The organism is Actinoalloteichus spitiensis RMV-1378, from assembly GCF_000239155.1.
Lineage (GTDB): Bacteria > Actinomycetota > Actinomycetes > Mycobacteriales > Pseudonocardiaceae > Actinoalloteichus_B > Actinoalloteichus_B spitiensis.
In genome coordinates this window covers 1-18,732 of sequence record NZ_AGVX02000192.1, presented here as the reverse complement: position 1 = coordinate 18,732, position 18,732 = coordinate 1, and the positions used below count along the sequence as shown (strand labels likewise).

The 18,732-nt window shown below is 71.5% G+C and carries 4 protein-coding genes; 1 reads left to right on the top strand and 3 read right to left on the bottom strand.

Annotation, left to right across the window (positions count from 1 at the left end; genetic code table 11):
* Positions 1-12,978: non-ribosomal peptide synthetase (locus ACTIDRAF_RS35275; protein ID WP_157162952.1), on the bottom strand; the 12,978-nt coding region annotated here is incomplete at its 3' end.
* 826 nt (positions 12,979-13,804) lie between these two features.
* Between ACTIDRAF_RS35275 and ACTIDRAF_RS32715 the strand changes: the two genes are divergently transcribed.
* Positions 13,805-14,482 carry an ArsR/SmtB family transcription factor gene (locus tag ACTIDRAF_RS32715; protein WP_157162951.1) on the top strand — a complete coding sequence of 226 codons (678 nt, stop codon included), beginning with the start codon at positions 13,805-13,807 and terminating at the stop codon, positions 14,480-14,482.
* Positions 14,483-15,126: 644 nt separating this feature from the next.
* Here ACTIDRAF_RS32715 and ACTIDRAF_RS0209885 read toward each other — a convergent pair.
* Both ACTIDRAF_RS0209885 and ACTIDRAF_RS0209880 read right to left on the bottom strand, forming a co-directional pair.
* Positions 15,127-15,354: an MbtH family protein gene (locus tag ACTIDRAF_RS0209885; RefSeq protein ID WP_016698578.1), complete on the bottom strand. Its 228-nt coding sequence runs from the start codon at positions 15,352-15,354 to the stop codon at positions 15,127-15,129.
* A 299-nt stretch (positions 15,355-15,653) separates the two neighbouring features.
* A partial coding sequence (locus tag ACTIDRAF_RS0209880) for a non-ribosomal peptide synthetase (protein WP_016698577.1) occupies positions 15,654-18,732 on the bottom strand: 3,079 nt, incomplete at its 5' end.

Here is an 18,732-nt window from a genome sequence, read left to right as displayed (position 1 = left end):
ACCGGTCGACCCCGACGTGAAGATCACATACGCCGCCGCGTCACCGGGAACGGCTACCCGCACCGGGGAGTCATCGGTGGCCTCCAGCTCAGCCAGTGTGGCCGCCTGGTCGAGCACCGCGACGGGTACGTCGAGATCCAGGTCCTCGGGCTGCCAGCCGGTGGCGGTGAGGACGTGGGTGATCCCGGCGTCGGAGAGCATGAACCCGATCCGCTCGGCCGGGTACCACGGGTCCAAGGGCACCATCACCCCACCAGCCCGCATCACCGCGAGCATGCCCACGACCATCTCCACCGACCGGGGCAGCAACAACCCGACCCGGGTCTCCAGTCCCACACCCCGACCCCGCAGGAACCGGGCCAACCGGTTGACCCGGGAGTCCAACTCGGCGTAGGTCAGCGTGGTCGTCCCGGATTCCACCGCGACCGCCCCGGGACGGGCCTGCGCCTGCCGGGACACCAGCTCGGCGAAGGGCACCGGGTCCACCGCCGCACCCCGGTCGTTCCACTCCACGACCTGGGTGTGCCACTCCGCCGGCGACAAGACGGCGAGGGCACTCAGCCTGCGGGTAGGGTGGTCGGCCATCCCGGCCAGTGTCCGGATGAGACGGACCACCAGCGCGTCGACCGTGGAGCGGTCGAACAGGTCGGTGGCGAACTCGACGAAGCCGTCGACGCCTCCGGCTCTTCCACCTTCGGCGTGCCGTTCGGTGACGCTGAACAACAGGTCGAACCGGGCCGCCCCGGTGTCCGCCTCCACGGGGGCGACCCGGAGGCCGGGCAGCTCGAACTCGGCGTCCGGGGAGTTCTGCATCGCGAGCGCGACCTGGAACAGCGGGTGGTGCGCCGGGCTGCGGTGGGGGTTGAGCACCTCCACGAGCTGGTCGAACTGGATGTCCTGGTGCGCGTATGCGGCGAGGCTGGTTTCCCTGACGCGCCCCACCAGTTCCTCGGCGGTCGGGTTGCCGGAGGTGTCGGTCCGCAGCACCAGGGTGTTGACGAAGAATCCGACCAGGCCGTCCAGTGCCTCGTCGCCCCGCCCCGCCGTGACGGTGCCGAGCGGGATGTCGTTACCGGCGCCGAGGTGGCTGAGCAGTGCGGCCACTCCCGCCTGGAGAACCATGAAGACCGTGGCGCTGCACCGGCGGGCGAGGCCGGTGATCCGCTGGTGCAGTTCGGCGTCGATCTGGAACGGGGCGGTGCCGCCCCGGTAGGTGGCGGTGGCCGGGCGGGGGCGGTCGGTGGGGAGGTCGAGTACTTCTGGGGCGCCGGCGAGTTGCCGTCTCCAGTAGTCGAGCTGGTGGGTGAACAACGGGGTGGGCGTGTCGTGGTCGCCGAGCAGCTGCCGCTGCCACCGCGCGTAGTCGGGGTACTGGACGGGGAGCGGCGCCCACTCCGGCGGGCGGTTCTCCTGACGGGCCGCGTAGGCGGTGACCAGGTCCTGGGCCAGCGGGGCCAGCGACCATCCGTCGCCGGCGATGTGGTGCAGCAGGACCAGGAGTACGGCCTCGGTCGGCCCCGTGGTGAGGAGGCTGGCGCGGACGGGGATTTCCGACGTCAGGTCGAACGTGTGCTGGGCCGCCTCGGTGAGGGCGTCGGCCAGTCCGTCCTCGGGGACGGTGGTGTCCAGGAGGTCGGGGATCGCGCTGTCCGGAGCGAGGACCACCTGGTGCGGTTGGCCGTCGGTCTCGGCGAAGACGGTGCGCAGCGCCTCGTGGCGTCGGACGACGTCGGCGAGGGCGGCGCGCAGCGCGGCCCGGTCGAGCTGGCCGGTCAGGCGCAGCGCGATCGGCATGTTGTAGGTGGTTGAGGGGCCCTCGAGCTGGTGTTGGAACCAGAGCCGCCGCTGGCCGTAGGACAGCGGCAGCACTGCGGGTCGTTCGGTGCGGGCGGTCACGGTCACCGAGTCCCCTGCTCTGGTCGCGTCGGTGAGCCGGGTCGCCAGCGAGGCCGGGGTGGGTGCCTCGAAGAGTGCGCGGATGGGCAGTTCGACCCCGAGCGCCGTCCTGATTCGGCTGATCAGCCGGGTGGCGAGCAGGGAGTGGCCACCGAGGTCGAAGAAGCTGTCGTCGACGCCGACCTTGGGCAGGGTGAGCACCTCGGCGAAGGCTGAGCAGAGGATTTCCTCCTGGGCGGTGCGGGGTTCCCGGCCGCTGGCCCCGGCCAGCAGTTCGAAGTCGGGGGCCGGCAGGGCCCGCTGGTCCAGTTTGCCGTTGACGGTGAGGGGCAACGTGGACAGGGTGACGAACGCGCCGGGGACCATGTGTTCGGGCAGGGTTTGGGCCAGGTGGGTCCGCAGGTCGCTCGCCGTCGGCGGTGAGTCGGGGTTCTCGGGGACGAGGTAGCCGACGATCCGCTGGTCACCTGGTTGGTCCTCGCGGACGATGACCGCGGCCTCTGCTACCTGGGCGTGGGTGCTGAGCACGGTCTGGATCTCGCCGAGTTCGACGCGGAAACCTCGGATCTTGACCTGCCGGTCGGCCCGCCCCAGGTAGTCGAGACCGCCGTCGTCCAGGGGGCGGGCGAGGTCACCGGTGCGGTAGAGCCTCGCGCCGGGCGGGCCGTAGGGGTCGGCGACGAAACGGGTGGCGGTGAGGCCGGGGCGGTGTTGGTAACCGCGGGCGAGGCCGGCTCCGCCCACGTAGAGCTCGCCGACGACGCCGGGCAGCACGGGGCGGAGGAAGTCGTCCAGGACGTGGACCCGCAGGTCGGGGATCGGTACCCCAATGCGGCTCCCGGTGTCCTCGTCGGCCATTTCCCTGGTCAGGGCGAGATGGGTGACGTGGACGGTGGTTTCGGTGATGCCGTACATGTTGACCAGGGACGGCCGCTCGGGTCGTGCTTCGTACCAGTCGCGGAGACGACCGGGTTCGAGCGCCTCGCCGCCGAAGACGACGGCGCGCAGTCGCGACAGCGCGGAGGCGTGGGCGCGGTCCCGGTCGGCGCGGGCCAACTGGTAGAAGGCGGAGGGTGTCTGGTTCAGGACGGTGACGCCTTCGGCGTCGAGCAGGTCGAGGAACTCGTGGGGAGATCGAGTGGTGGTGTGGGGCACGATGACGAGGCGCCCGCCGTGCAGGAGGGGTCCCCAGATCTCCCAGACGGAGAAGTCGAAGGCGTAGGAGTGGAACAGCGTCCACACGTCGTCCGGGGAGAAGTGGAACCAGGGGTCGGTGGCGGTGAAGAGGCGGACGACGTTCCGGTGTGGGATGACGACGCCCTTGGGGATGCCGGTGGACCCGGACGTGTAGATGACGTAGGCCGTGTTGTCGGGCAGGAGCGGTGCGGGGCGGTCGCGGTCGGTGAGGTCCTCGGTGGGGAGGGCCGCGAGCTCGGCGAGGGTGCCGGGGTCGTCCAGGGCCACGAGGGACAGGCCACTGGCCCGGAGGGCCGCGAGGGGGGCGTCCGATGTGGCCAGGGCGTAGGCGGGCCGGCTGTCGGCGATCATGAACGCGAGTCGGTCCGCCGGGTGCGTCGGGTCGAGCGGCAGATATCCCGCGCCTGCCTTCAGCGTGGCGAGGACACCGATGACCATCTCGGCTGAGCGAGACGTGGCCAGGGCGACCATGGTCTCGGGTCCGACGCCGCCGGCGGTGAGCAGTCGGGCTACCTGGTTGGCCCGGGCGTTCAGCTCGGCGTAGGTGAGCTGGTTCCCGCCGGTGGTCACCGCGATCGCGTCGGGGGTGCGCCGTACCTGCGCCTCGAAGAGGTCGACCAGGGTGAGTCGTGGGGCGTCGGGGCCGCTGGGGGTCCCCCTGGCGCCGCTGGGCGCCGGGAGGTCGTCGCGCGAGCCGGCCGCGCGGTCGTCGGCGGGCAGTGCCAGGTCGAGCGTGGCCACGCGCCGGTCGGGGTGGGTGACCAGCTGGTCGAGGGCCGTTCGGAAGCGCTGCGCGATCGTCGAGGCCGTGTGGTCGTCGAACACGTCTGGGCGGTACTCGAAGCGCAGGGTGAGGCCTGCCGGTTCCTGCACGACGGCGAGGCTCAGCGGGTAGTGGGTCGTGTCGTTGCCGGTGATCCCGGTGATCTCCAGGCCATCGTCGACGCTGGTGAACGCGTCCCTGTCCACGGGGTAGTTCTCCAGCACGGTGTTGGTGTCGAACAGTTCCCCGACACCGACGGATCGCTGGAGGTCGGCGAGCCGGACGTGGTGGTGGTCCGACAGTGCGGCCTGTTCGCCCTGGATCCGGGTGAGCAGGGCGATCACCGGTTCCTGGGGGCGGAGGCGGACGCGGACGGGCAGGGTGTTGATGAACAGGCCCACCATCCTCTCGATGCCGGGAACGGCGGCGGGACGGCCGGACACCGTCGAGCCGAACACCACGTCGCCTCGGCCGGTGAGCCGGTGCAACAGCAACGCCCACGCAGCCTGGACCAGGGTGTTGGTGGTGAGGCCGTGCTCGCGGACGAAGCCGGTGAGGCGGCTCGTGCCGTCGGCGTCGACGCGCACGACGAGGTGCTTCGGGAGGACGACGTCGCGGCGCGGACCGGCCGGGTCCACCCGGGTCGGTTCCGCCAGGCCCGCCATCGCCCGCTGCCAGACGGCGAGGGACGCGCCCTGGTCCTGGTCGACGAGCCAGGCCAGGTAGTCGCGGTAGGCGGGGGCGTCGGGGAGACCCGTGGTGCCGCCCGCCAACCGGTAGAGGCTGAAGAGGTCGTCGAGCAGCAGCGGTGTCGACCAGCCGTCCACGAGGATGTGGTGGTGCGTGAGCACGAGGCGGTGTTCGTCGGCGCCGGTCCGGATCAGGGTGCAGCGGACCAGCGGGGGCTGGGTGAGGTCGAACCGTTCGTTCCGGTCGTCGTCGACCAGGGCGGCGACCTCACGTTCTCGCCGGGCGGCGGGGATGCCGGTCAGGTCGTGTTCCCGCCACGGCGTGCTGGTCGGTGCCGGGACGACCTGCACGGGCGTGTCGAGGTCGGTGTGGTGGAAACCGGCGCGCAGGGTGGGGTGCCTGCGCAGCAGCCCGTCCGCGGCGGCCCGCAGGGCGTCCTTGTCGAGCGAGCCGCGCAGGGTGAGTACGGTCTGCACGGTGTAGACGTCGTGGTCCTCGTCGTAGGCGGCGTGGAACAGCAGGCCCTCCTGCAACGGGGCCAGCGGTAGCACGTCGACGAGGTCGGGGTGTTCCCCTTCCAAGCGGTCCAGTTGGGACTGGCTGAGCGTGACCAGGGGGAGGTCTGAGGGTGTCCGGCCTCCGGTGCCCGGTTTCGCGGCGTGGGCAACGAGCCCGCGCAGGGCGCTGAGCCAGTCCTCGGCCAGGGCGTGCGCGTCGACGTCGGACAGCGCGTCCGAGGACCAGGAGACGCGGACGATCAGGCGGGGACCGTCCGGACCGTCCTCGGTCAGGGCGTTGATCTCGATCGGGTGACTCGGGGTGTCCTCGTCGATGTCCGCGGACATCACGGCGCCCTCGGGGGCGGGTCCCCAGTCCTCGGTGTCGGGCGCGCCGAAACGGCCGAGGTAGTTCATGCTGATCTGGGGTTCGCCGGAGGCGGCGAGCCGGGCGCGGGTGCGGGGATTGAGGTAGCGCAGGAGTCCGTAGCCGATCCCGTTGTCGGGGATCGCGCGCAGCTGTTCCTTGACTCGTTTGAGGAGGCGGCCGGCGCTCGGCCCGCCGGAGACGGTGTCGTCCCAGCTGAACACTCCGGGGTCCAGGCGCACCGGGTGCTGGCTGGTGAACCAGCCGATTGTGCGGGAGAGGTCGACGGCGTCTCCGAGGTGTTCTTCCCGGCCGTGCCCCTCCAGGTTGATCAGCAGCGGCCCGGCGGTGCCGCGGCGGTGGACGAGCGCCGCCGCGAATCCGCTGAGGAGGACGTCGTTGACCGTGGCGTGGAACGCGGCGGGAACCGCCCCCAGCAGGGGCCGGGTGTGCTCGGGGTCGAGGGCGGTCACCAGGTTGCCGCGTCGGGCCGGGCGTCGACCTGGGTGGGGGGCGGTGCCGCCGAGGGTGGTGTCCAGTTCGGCGGTGGTGTTCTCCCAGTGTTCGAGTTCGGCTTCCCTGGCAGGGGTGGTGGCGTCGTCGGCGAGCAGGTGTGCCCACCGGCGGAAGGAGGTCCCCACCGGGTCGAGCGTCGGGGTCGTGCCGGCCGCCAGGGCCTCGTAGGCGGCGCGGAGGTCGGGGAGCAGGATGCGCCAGGACACGCCGTCGACGACGAGGTGGTGCAGGGTGAGCAGCAACCGTCCTGGCCGGTCGGCTCCGGCGTCGAACCAGGTGAGGTCGACGAGGTGCGCGGCGGGGTCGAGCCTGGCCCTGGCGGTCTCGGCGCATCCCGCCACGAGGGCGGACAGGTCCCCCGGGGGCAGCGCGGTGATGTCCACCCGGTGGAGGACGTCGTCGACCTGGACAGCGTCCGCCGGGTGGACGACGGGGTTCCACTCGTCGTCACCGGGGTCGAGGCGGAGCCGGAGGGCGTCGTGGTGGTTGAGAACGGCGCGGACCGCGGCCGCCAGCACGCCGTGGTCCAGGCCGGGTGGGGTCTGGACCAGCATCGACTGGTTGAAGGAGGCGACGCCGGCTTCCTGGTCCCGGAGCCACGCGCTGATCGGGGTGAGTGGTAGGGGGCCGGTGGGGACGTCGGGGGCGGTGATCGCGGTCTCGGTCCTGGCGGCGGAGGCCAAGGCGGCCGGGGTGCGGTGGGCGAAGACGTCGCGGGGGCTGAGGAGGAGTCCGGCACGGCGGGCGCGGGAGACGAGCTGGATCGACATGATGCTGTCGCCACCCAGCTCGAAGAAGCTGTCCTCGGCGCCCGCCTCGGGCAGACCGAGCACCTCGGCGAAGATGGCGCACAGGGTGTGCTCGGCCGGGGTGCGGGGCCCACGGGACCGTCGGTCGGCGGGCGCCGCTTCCGGGGTGGGCAGGGCGGCCCGGTCGAGTTTTCCGCTGCTGGTGACCGGGAGCTGGTCGAGGGCGACGAACGCGGCCGGCACCATGTGCTCGGGCAGGGTGGCCGTGAGGTGGGCGCGGACCTGGTCGACGTCCGCGCCGTCGACGGCGACGTAGGCGACGAGGCGGGTGGCGGGGTGGTCCCGCCGTCCGTCGGTGTGCGCCAGCACCGCGACCTGCCGCACGCCGGGGCAGGCGGCGACGGCGGCTTCGACCTCACCGAGTTCGATCCGGAACCCGCGGACCTTGACCTGGTCGTCGGCGCGCCCGAGGTAGTCCAGGGCGCCGTCCCTCCGCTGGCGAACGAGGTCACCTGTCCGGTACATGCGGTCGCCACCCAGCCCGTGGAGGTGCGCGAAGGGGTCGGCCACGAAGTGGGCTGCGGTGAGTTCGGGACGGCGCAGGTATCCCCGAGCGAGGCCGGCTCCGGCGAGGTACAGCTCCCCGGTGGTGCCGGGGGGGACGGGACGCAGCGCCCGGTCGAGCACGTAGGCGCGGGTGTTGAGCAGGGGGCGTCCCACCAGGGGGCGGTCGCTGTCGGCGATCCGCCAGGACAGGGCTTCCACGGTGCACTCGGTGGGGCCGTACAGGTTGTGGCCGGTCAGTCCGGGCACGGCGCGGAGGCGCCGCCACAGCGCGGCGCTGGTGGCCTCGCTGCCCACGCTGAGGACGGTGGGGGCGTGCCGGCTCCCGTCGAACAGACCGAGGTTGAGCAGCTGGTCCAGGTAGGAGGGGACGACGTCGATGAAGTCGATGCGCTGGTCGTGGGCGTAGCGGAGGAGGGCGTCGGCGTCCAGCCTGTCGGTCTCGTCGATGACGTGGACCTGGTGACCGGCCAGCAGCCAGAGCAGGACGTCCCAGGACGCGTCGAAGGTCCAGGTGGTCAGGTGCATCGCCCGCAACTGGCGTCCCGCCGTGGGGGCGGCCTGGGCGAGCGGTGCGAGTACCTCCGCGTGGTAGGCGTGGTACAGGTTGGCCAGTGACCGGTGCTCGACCACCACTCCCTTGGGCTGGCCGGTGGACCCCGAGGTGTGGATGACGTAGGCCGGGTTGGACGGGGAGAACGGGCGACGGCGGTCGCCGTCGTCGATCGGCCCCGCCGCCTCGACCCGGAGGTCGGGGTGGTCGATGAGGAGGCGGGGCAGCTCCGGCGAGGCGGGGATGGCTGGTTCGATCGCCCCTGTCGTCAGCAGCAGGTTCGGGGCGGTGTCCCGCAACAGGAAGGAGAGCCGCTCGTCGGGATGGGCGGGGTCGAGGGGGACGTAGCCGGCGCCGGTCCTGAGGACGCCGAACACGGCCGTGGGGAAGTCGGTGGTGCGCGGCAGCGCGACCGCTACCAGGTCCTCCGGGCCGATGCCCCGGCGGAGGAGCGCCCGGGCCAGCCGGTTGGCCTCCGCGTCGAGTTCGGCGAAGGTGAGGCTGGTCGTCCCGGCGACGAGCGCGGTGGCGTCCGGGGTGGTCGCGGCTCGTTCGGCGAGCAGATCGGCGACGTTGGTGGTGGGCACCGGTCCGGCGGTGTCGTTCCAGCCGAGGAGGGCCTGCCGGAGTTCGTCCCCGCTGAGCACCGGCAGGTGGCTCACGGGGAGGTCCGGGTCGGTGGCGACGGCGCCGAGCACGCGGCACAACCTGTCGACGAGGGCCGCGGCGGTGTCGCGGTCGAACAGGTCGGTGGCGTACTCGAGGACACCGTCCATTCCGGCGGGGGTTCCCTGGGGGGTCCACCGCTGACCGAGGTCGAGGGAGAGGTCGAACTTGGACACACCGGGGTGGACGGGTTCGACCGTGAGCGAGCACCCGGGCAGGGCGTACTCGGTCGGTGTGTCCTCCTGGAAGGCCAACATCACCTGGAACAGGGGGTGCCGGGAGAGGGTCCGTTCCGGGGCGACCGCGTCGACGACCCGTTCGAAGGGCATGTCCTGGTGGGCGAACGCAGCGAGGTCGGTTCGGCGGACCCGGTCCAGCAGTTCGCGGAACGTCGGGTCGCCCGAGGTGTCGGTGCGCAGTACCACCGTGTTGACGAACAGTCCGACGACGTCGGTGAGCGCGTCGTCGGTCCGACCGGCGACGGGGGTGCCGACGGGGATGTCCTCCCCCGCTCCGAGGCGGGTCAGGAGCGCGGCGAGTGCGCTCTGGACCACCATGAAGACGGTGACGCCGCAGGCGCGGGCCAGGTCGACCAGGGCGGTGTGCGCGGCGGCATCGAGGTGGAGGGGGAGGACGGCGCCGTGGTTGCTGGCCTCGGTGGGACGGGGCCGGTCGGTGGGCAGGTCGAGGCGGTCGGGGATGCCGTCGAGGGCCGTCCGCCAGTACTCGCGTTGCTGGGCGAGCACGCTGTCCGGATCGGTGTCGGAACCGAGGACCTCCCGCTGCCAGTGGGTGTAGTCGGCGTAGCTCACCGCCGGTTCGGGCAGGTCGGGCTCGGTGCCGGCGACTCGTGCCGTGTAGGCGTCGACGAGGTCGCGGACGAGCACCGCCATCGACCAGCCGTCGCCGACGAGGTGGTGCAGGACGAGCAGCAGGAGGTGGTCGTCGGCGGTGGAGGTGAAGAGGTCCGCGCGCAGTGGCGCCTCGGCGGCGAGGTCGAAGCCGCGGCTGGCGGCGTCCGTGAGGACTGCGGGCAGGTCGGCGTCGGCGGTGCGGTGGACCTCGAGCGCGGGCGCGGCGCGGTCGAGGTCGAGGAGTTGCTGGCGCGGGGTTCCGTCGACCTCGGGGAAGGTGGTGCGCAGGCTGTCGTGGCGGGCCGTGACGTCCCGCAGCGCGGCTCGGAGGGCGTCGTGGTCGAGGGTGCCGTGGAACCGGAGGCCTACGGGGATGTTGTAGGTGGCGTCCGCCCCGGTCAGCCGGTCGAGGAACCACAGTCCCCGTTGTACCGGGGAGAGCGGGACGGGTTGGTCGGTGTCGCTCCGGCGGTCCAGGCGTGGGCGCGCGGCACCGTTCGCGCGGAGCACCGGTGCGAGTTCCGCCACGGTGCGGTGGTTGAAGACGGCCCCGAGGGTGATCTCGACGCCGAGGAGGTTCCTGATGCGGCTGGCGAGCTTCGTGGCCAGCAACGAGTGGCCTCCGAGTTGGAAGAAGTCGTCGTCGACCCCGACGACGTCGACACCGAGGACCTCGGCGAAGACCGAGCACAGCACCTCCTCGTCCGGGGTGCGCGGTGCCCGCTGGTGGCTGTCGCGGTGGGTCCTCGCCGGTTCCGGCAGCGCGGTCCTGTCGATCTTCCCGTTGGGGGTGACCGGCATCGTGTCGAGGACGACGACGTCGCCGGGCACGAGGTGCGCCGGCAGGCTGGCGGTGAGGTGCGCGCGGAGCCGCGCGGGGACGTCCTCGCCGCCGCTCGGGGCCGCGCCGCCGGCGGTGGTTCCCGCCGGCTCTCCGGGGGTCAGGACCACGTAGGCGACCAGACGGCGGTCCTCCTCGGTGTCGCCACGTGGGACGACCACGGCCTGGTCGACCTCGGGGTGGTCGGCGAGGACCGCCTCGATCTCGCCCGGCTCCACTCGGAAGCCGCGCAGCTGGAGCTGGTCGTCGGTGCGGCCGACGAACTCCAGTTCGCCGTGCGGCAGCCACCGGACCAGGTCACCGGTGCGGTACATCCGCTCGCCGTGCTGGCCGTGGGGGTTGGCGACGAAGCGTTCCGCTGTCAGTTGGGGGCGTTTCCAGTAGCCCCGGGCGAGTCCGGCTCCGGACACGTAGAGTTCGCCGACCACCCCGACGGGTAAGGGACGCAACGCGGCGTCCAGCACGTGTGCCCGGGTGTTGATGACGGGCCGGCCGATGGGGGGTGGACCGTCGAGTTCGGATGACAGCGGGTCGCTCATGGTGACCGCGACGGTGCTCTCCGTCGGCCCGTACGCGTTGATCATGCGCCGGTCGGCGGCGGCCCAGCGCCGCACGAGGGCGGGAGGGCAGGCTTCTCCCCCGACGGCCAGCACGAGACCGGGCGGCAGTGCGTCGGGGGGCAGTGTCGCGAGGAACGCCGGCGGCAGGAGCACGTGGGTGACGCCGTGGGTGGCGACCGTCTCGGTGAACTTCTCCCCCAGCAGGGACGTGCCGGTGCGGCCGTCGTCGGGGTCGAGCACGAGGGCCGCTCCGGTCAGCAGGGCTTCCGACAGTTCCCACCAGGCGGCGTCGAAGCTCGGGGAGGCGAACTGGAGGATCCGGGACTCGCGGGTGACTCCCAGCCGCTCGGTCAGGGTCGCCACCAGGCTGGCGGTGCCGGCGTGGGTGACGACGACGCCCTTGGGGCGGCCGGTGGAGCCGGAGGTGTAGATGACGTAGGCGGCCTGGCCAGGGCGGACGGGGAGGTCGGGTCCCGGGTGCGTCGGCTGCTGGCGGAGCGCCGCACTGCTCTCCTCGGCGTCGAGCTCCACCGTGGGGGTCCGACCGGGGACGACATCGGTCAGGCCTCGCCGGGTCAAGACGAGGGCCGCGTCGCTGTCGGTGAGCAGGAAGGCGATGCGCTCGGCCGGGTAGGCGGGGTCGATCGGCACGTAGGCCGCACCGGCCCGCTGCGTGGCGAGCACGGAGACCACGAAGTCGACCGAGCGGGGAAGCACCAGCGCGACGCGGTCCTCCTGGCGCACGCCCGAGGCGACGAGGTGGTGGGCGAGCTGGTTGGCCCGGGCGTCCAGCTCGCGGTAGGTCAGGGCGGTGTCCCCGCACAGGAGTGCGACATCGTCCGGGTGCTCGGCGACGCGCGCGGCGAACTGCTCGAGCACGGTGGGGCTACCGACTTCGGGGCGGGCGGTGCGGTTCCAGTGGTCGACGGTGGCGTGCCGGTCGGCGGGAGAACCGAGTTCCAGCTGGCCGAGGGGGCGGTTCTCCGCGAGCGCGGCGCCGAAGGTGCGCAGGAAGGCGACGAACTGGCGTTGGTGCCGGTCGACGTCCTCGACGGTGTGCAGGGACAGGTTCGCGACCAGGTCGACGTGCAGCCCTTCGGTCTCGGACCGGTCGAAGACGTAGATCGCCAGGTCGGGGACCGTCGAGGGCCCGTAGCCGACGACCCGGGTGGTGGCGCGGGCACCGGCGAAGTCGAGTTCGTAGACGAAGGGCAGGACGTTGACCACGGTCCGTTGGGCGGGGTGGTCGGCTCCCGCGCCGGCCAGTGCGCGGTCGAGGAGCTGGCTGGGGAAGCGGCGGTGCGGCAGGAGGCGCCGCAGTTCGTCGGCGATCTCGGTGAGCAGATCGCCGACGCGGGTGTGGGGACCGATGGCGAGCCGGATCGGTACGACGTTGGACATCATCGCCGGGGTGGTCCTGCCGCGCCGGGTGGAGCGGGCCGTGACGGGCATGCCGACGATGACGTCGCGTTGGCCGGTGACCGTGGCGAGGTAGGCGATCTGGGCGGCGAGCAGGAACCGGGTGAACCGCACGTTGGCCTCGTCGGCGGCGCGCCGCAGCTCCTGTGTGGTGTCGAGGGGCAGGGCGTACCGGGTGAGGTGGTGCCCCTGGTTCCCGGTCGGGCCGCCGCTGAGGGTCAGGGGGCCGGCGGCGCCGGCGAGGTACTCGGTCCAGAAGGTCCTGTCCCGTTCGAGCTCGCCGGACTCCAGGTAGCGCTGGTTCTCGTCGACCAGTTCGGACAGCGAGCCGAAGGGCGGTGAGCTGGGCTGGTCGCCGGCGACGAGGGCGGTGTACACCTCGGCGACCCGGTTGGTGACGAGTTGGAGGCTGTACCCGTCGAGGGTGATGTGGTGGGCGCGCTGGTACCAGTACCAGCGGCGGGAGGCCGGGTCCGAGAACAGCGCCTGGGTGAAGGAGGGCTCGGCGGTCAGGTCGGCGGGGGTGGCGAGGTCACGGCGGATCCACTCGTCGAGCTCGCCGCGCGGGTCGGGCCCGGACAGGTGCAGGACGTGGAGCGGCCAGGGGCTGGCGTCCGGTTCCTGCCACGGCCCGAGTTCGTCCGAGGCGAACCGGGTGTTCAGCGCGTCCGTCTCGGCGACGACCTGACGGAGCGCCGCCTCGAACAGGGCCGGGTCGATGTCGCCCTGGATCTCGTGGAGCTCCGCGATGTGGTACCCCGCGTCGCTCGGGTCGCGTTGTTGGCCGAACCAGACTCCGGCTTGCGCCGCCAGCAACCTCGTACGCACCGACTCGGTATTCGCCATCGACTCCGCACACCCCGCACTGACATAGAGGTTTTGACTGGCACCAAAACGGAACGTGTTCGCGCACAGCACACAAAGGCGCGATCGGGACCACGCCTTGTGTTCGGTCGTCTCCACGGGACCTTTGGTGCGGTCGGATGCTACCACTGAGGACCGACGGAAGTGCTCGGTTTTCGGACACCAGCAGCGCACCCGAAGCCGAGTCACGGTCAAGTAACAGATCCCGAAACCTAAGCAGAACACTGAGCCATCCGCTATCACGCGCGCATTTGTCCACCAAATCACCGAGAGTGATACGAACAAGTGTTACGTAACAGCACGTAGCTGGTTGAAAAACCAACGACCGCTCGCGTTCCCATGCCTTCGCCCGCGTCGTTCCCGACCACACAAAGTCATCACAACCATGCCGTACGGCTCGAACCCGACATGCGCTTGACATCTGCTCAGCACGCCCACGACGATCATTCGGCGCACAACGAACACCCGGACGCCAGCGGGTTGTGCACCCACACCACACCGGCGCCGGGACGACCAGGAGGGTGCCATGCTCACGAACGAGTTGCCTCGCACCGGATCCAGGACACAAGAAATTCATTTCACGTTCGAGGATCTCGCCCACACCAGAATTCTGACGACGCTGGGCCCGGTACCGGAGACCCTTTTCGCCCTCGACCTCCTCCAACACAACATCAGCGATGCCTTCATTGGATGGAGAAAAGAGGCGAGAACACGGCTAGGAAAGCGCCTAGGCGACCTCCTCACCCTCGCACGTGACTTGTCCCCGGTCGCGAACCTCGTCACACTGACACGGTCCTCGTCCGATCACGTGAAAATAGAACTGAACACGCTGGGAATAAAGAAGTCCCGCAGCCACCAGCTCCGCGACAGCATTCACGAGTTCTACGAGTCGGCCATTCGCTACTTCTGGCCGCAGGTGCACGGATACCTGGAGACCGAACGCGAGTCCGCCGGCCGGATCCTGTTCACCGCCGGGTTCGACAGGCTCCTGGGCACCCTGCACCGGCAGATCCAGTGGACCTCCCCGGTGCTGACCCTCCCCCACACCTCACCAGGCACCCCGAGCCGGGTCACCCTGAACGGGAGCGGGATCATCATCGTCCCCTCGCTGTTCCTGTTCGGCCAGCCGAGACTGTTCCTGAACCGCGCGAACACCGCCAAGCCGCCGATCCTCGTCTACCCCGTCCCGCCCAGTCCGGCGGCGGCCTCGGTGTTGTGGGCAGCCGCGCCCACCGAGCAGTCACTCGCCGCCCTGGTCGGCAACACCCGCGCCGCGGTCCTGCGTTCGCTCACCGACAGCAGGACGACGACGGAGATCGCGAAACGGGTCGGCATTTCGGCCGGTTCGGCCAGCCAGCACGCCACCGTGCTGCGCAACGCAGGCCTGATCACCACACACCGAACCCGGACCGCCGCTATTCACACCATGACTCCGCTGGGCCTCTCCCTGTTCAAGGGCAAATGGGGGAGCTTCAGCCTCTCGTGAAGCCGAGGAAGCCGAAAACCCGAACGCGAGAACGGCCTCCCACCGGCCCGCGCGGTTCCTGGCGCACTGGGGATGAGAGCGGCGGCGAAGCGGTGTTCGACGGGCATGGATTCCTTTTCCACCCCGTCGTCTGGGGCGCCCGTCTTCGACTCCGCTCGCACCAGGGAATCGTCACGCTGGAACAGGTGTCCGTTCGTCCCGAACTCCGCTTCCCACCGGGGCACGGCCTCGACCCGAGCCGACTTGAAGAGGGTCACGGCAACGGAACCTCGAAGGGGCGGCACCGTCGCAGCCCGTTCCGGCGAGGCGACGGGCGAAGTCCTGCTAATCCTCCGCCAAAGCCGGTCCTACACCTGCGGTACACGGCGTTCGGGGGGGGGGGAACGAGATCGGTGGTCGGGCCGGCGGGAATCCGGCCCGACCACCTCAGCAGGGGATGCACGGGAGCGGTGCGGACTCCGGGGCGCCTCCGCCGCGCGGGGAAAGAGCACAGACGGCGTAAGGACGCGGTGAGGTCGCCTAACGTCGAAGCGGCGAGAATGCGTGCGGCCTTGCGGGGACGGCGCCATGAGGACCCGTTCCGCAAGAGGGATCGGCCGGAGCGGGCACCCCCGACCGATCCTCGCGAACTCCAGGTGGAACGGTCAGCTACCGGAACCCGCGGCCTTCTCCATCTCGCGGATGAGGCTCTTGGGACGCATGTCCGTCCAGTTCTCCTCGATGTAGTCGAGGCACGACTGCCGGTCGGTCTCCGTCAACACGACCGTCCAGCCACCGGGCACCTCGGCGAACGAGGGCCAGAGGGAGTACTGCCCCTCGTCGTTGATCAACACGAGGTAGGTGGCGTCCGGGTCTTCGAACGGGTTGGTCATCAGCGTTCCTTTGTCGTCCGTGTCGAGCAGTGTGGTCGCCTGCCGGCCGTCGGGTCGCGCGATCGGCCGGGACGTCGTGTCGGGTGTCCGCTTCGTCTCGAACTGCCAGCCGCGAACCGTCGATCTCCCGGAAACGACTGGTCATCCGGTACCGAACGCGCCGATTCGCCCTATTCCCAGTTCCGCTCCCATTCAATTCGAGGATGGTGCTGAGCGTCAAGGCTTTTCGCCCCACGCTAACAGCGCTGATCAGGACGTTCCTCCCGCTCTCGTTGCTTTCCGGGTTCCTGGGCGCCCTCCTACCGCTCGTCGAGGGCGGGGCCAGCGGGGGCCACCTCGGCCCAGGGTTCGTCGGGATGGTTCACCACCTCCCGGAGCAGGGCACCGAAGGATTCGGCGAGGCGCCGCGCGGTCCCCGGCTCGAACAGGTCGGCGGCGTGCACCAGGACGCCCTCCAACCCGAGGGGCAGCCCCTCGGCGTCCCTCCGCTCCTGGATGTCGAAGTGCAGCTCGAACGGCGTTCTGGCCGGTGGAACCGCCACCGGGGTGGTTCGCACACCGGCCAGCCCCAACGGGGACCAACCGAGGTTCTGGAAGGCGACGACGACCTGGAACAGGGGGTGATGTGCTCGCGATCGAGGTGGGTTGACCTCCTCGACCACCCGTTCGAAGGGGTGCTGTTGGTGTTCGTGGGCGGCCAACACCTCGGCCTGGCACCGGCGAACCAGTTCCCGGAAGGACACGCCTCCTCCGGTGTCCACCCGCAGCACCACGGTGTTCGCGACACAGCCGACCAGCTCCGCCATGTCCTCCCCGTCCCGACCGGCCATCACCAGCCCCACGACCACGTCGTGGCCGGCTCCCCACCGCGTGAGCAGCGCCGCCACCGCCGCCTGGACGACGATGAAGGCGGTCGCGCGGCTCTCCGCCGCCAGCCGGACGACATCCGCGTGGAGAGCGGCGTCGACGCGGAGCGGTGTGTGACCTGCCCGGTTGCTGGCCACCGGCGGCCTGGGTCGGTCGAAGGCCAGGTCCACCGGGGCGCCCAGCCCGGCGAGCCGCTGGCGCCAGTACGCGGAGTGCCTGGCGGCGGGGCTTTCCGGTTGCCGGGGGTCACCCAACGCCTCGGCGAGCCACAGGGTGTGGTCGGCGTACTGGGGGGCTGGTCGGTCCCACCGGGGCCGCTGCCCGCTCCGCCGGGCCCGGTACGCGGTCGCGAGGTCCGCGCTGAGGGGACCGAGCGACCAGCCGTCGACAGCGGAGTGGTGGATCACGAGGACCAGCAGGTGTTCGTCCTCGGCGAGCCGGAGCAGCCTGGCCCGCACCGGCAGCTCGCGGGTGAGGTCGAAGCCGGTGTCCGCGAGGGCAGCGACCTCGTCGTCCTCCTGGCCCGCCGTCATGTCCCCGGCGACGAGCAGGTCGGCGCCTGCGCCCGGAGGCAGGACCTGTTGTCGGGGCGCCCCCTCGACGTACGGGAGTACCGTGCGCAGACTCTCGTGCCGGTCGAGGACGTCGCCGACCGCCGCGCGGAGTGCGTCCGCGTCGAGGGAGCCGACCAGTCGCCAAGCGACGGTGGAGTTGTACGCGCTGTCTGCCCCGTGCAGGTAGTTGACGGTCCAGAGGCGTTCCTGAGCGGCCGAGAGCGGGATCACCTCCGGACGCGTTCTGGGGCCGGGGCGCGGCGAACCGGTGGCACCGGCCCGGTGGGCCAGTGCGGCCGGGGTGGGAGCGGCGTAGAGGTCGCGGACCCTCAGATCCCGGCCCAGCGCCGTGGTGGCGTCGGCCACCAGCCTCATCGCGGTCAGGGAGTCTCCTCCGAGGCCGAAGAAGCTCTCGTCGGGATCGACGCGGTCGCGGCCGAGCACCGCCGCGAAGACGCCGCAGAGCACGTCCTCCACGGGAGTTCTGGGGAGACGGCGCGGGGCGGACGGGGGCGGGGACCCGGGATCGTCGCGGAGCTGCGAGGTGTCGACCTTGCCGTGGCGGTCCAAGGGGAGCCGGTCGGTCACGAGGAAATCGCTGGGTACCAGGTAGCCGGGCAGCACCAGCGCCGCGTGCTCCCGGACCGCCTCGACGTCGAGGCGCGCCGGGGGCGGCGTCTCGGGGCCCTGCCGGGCGGGCTCCGGTACGGGCACCAGGTGGGCAACCAGGCGTTGCCCACCGGTGGCGGACCGCCGCACCACCACCACAGCTTGCGCGACCTCGGGGAGTGCGGTGAGGGCCCCTTCGACCTCCCCGGGCTCGACGCGGTACCCGTTGACCTTGACCTGGCGGTCTTCCCTGCCGAGGAAGTACAGCGAGCCCTCCTCGTCCCACCGGCCCAGATCACCTGTCCGGTACATCAGGGAGCCGGGGGGACCGAAGGGGTCGGGGACGAACCGCGACGCGGTCAACGAGGGAGCGCGGTGGTAACCGGCGGTCAGGCCGGTGCCCGCGATCCAGATCTCCCCGGGGGCGCCCGGCGGGGTCGGGCGCAGGGCGGAGTCGAGCAGGCGGATCTCGCTGCCGTCGACGGGGGTTCCCAGCGGGAGGGGACCGGTGCTCCGCGAGCCGGGACGGAGTACGTGCGCGACGGCGAAGGCCGTCGTCTCCACCGGGCCGTAGCAGTGCAGCACCTCCATCTCGGGCAGGTGGCGCCGCAGCCGGGCCACGGCGTGGGGAGGGACGACGTCACCGCCGGTCTCGAGCCGGCTGACGCCGACCAGGGCGTCGGGGTCGGTCTCCGCGACGACGGCGAGCATCCCGGCGGTCAGCAGGAGCCGGGTGATGCCCTCCCTGGTCACGAGCTCGCGGATGTCCTCGACCGACAGCACACCGGGCGGTGCCACCACGATGCGGTCACCATTGGACAGCGGCGACCAGACCTCGAAGGCGACCGCGTCCCACGCGTGCGAGGAGTGGAAGAGGCTGGTGTGGCGCCGACTCCGTCGCCAGTGGCCGTTGAGCAGGCGGCCGACGAGGTCCCGGTGCCGGACCGTCACCCCCTTGGGTTCCCCGGAGGTGCCCGAGGTGAACAGCAGCAGTGCCGGCTGAGCGGGGTGCGCGCGTGGTGCGACGCCCTGCGGCCAGGCAGGGGTGGAGCTCGGCTCGTCGGAATGAGGGCTGCCCACCACCAGCGTGCGGAGTCCGTGGAGTTCCTCGGCGGACCGGGCCGCGTGGTCGGCGTCGACCAGAGCGAGAACGGCGTTGGTGTGGGCCCGGATGCGCCGGAGCCGGTCCGGGGAGTAGCTGCCGTGGACGGCGACGTTGAGGGCCGCGGCCTTGGCCAGGGCGAGTGCCGTGATCACCACGGCCGCCGACCGTTCGAGCAGGACCAGGACGGCGTCCCCTGGTCGGGCACCGGCGGCGGCGACCCGCCGGGCGAGCCGGTCGGCCGCC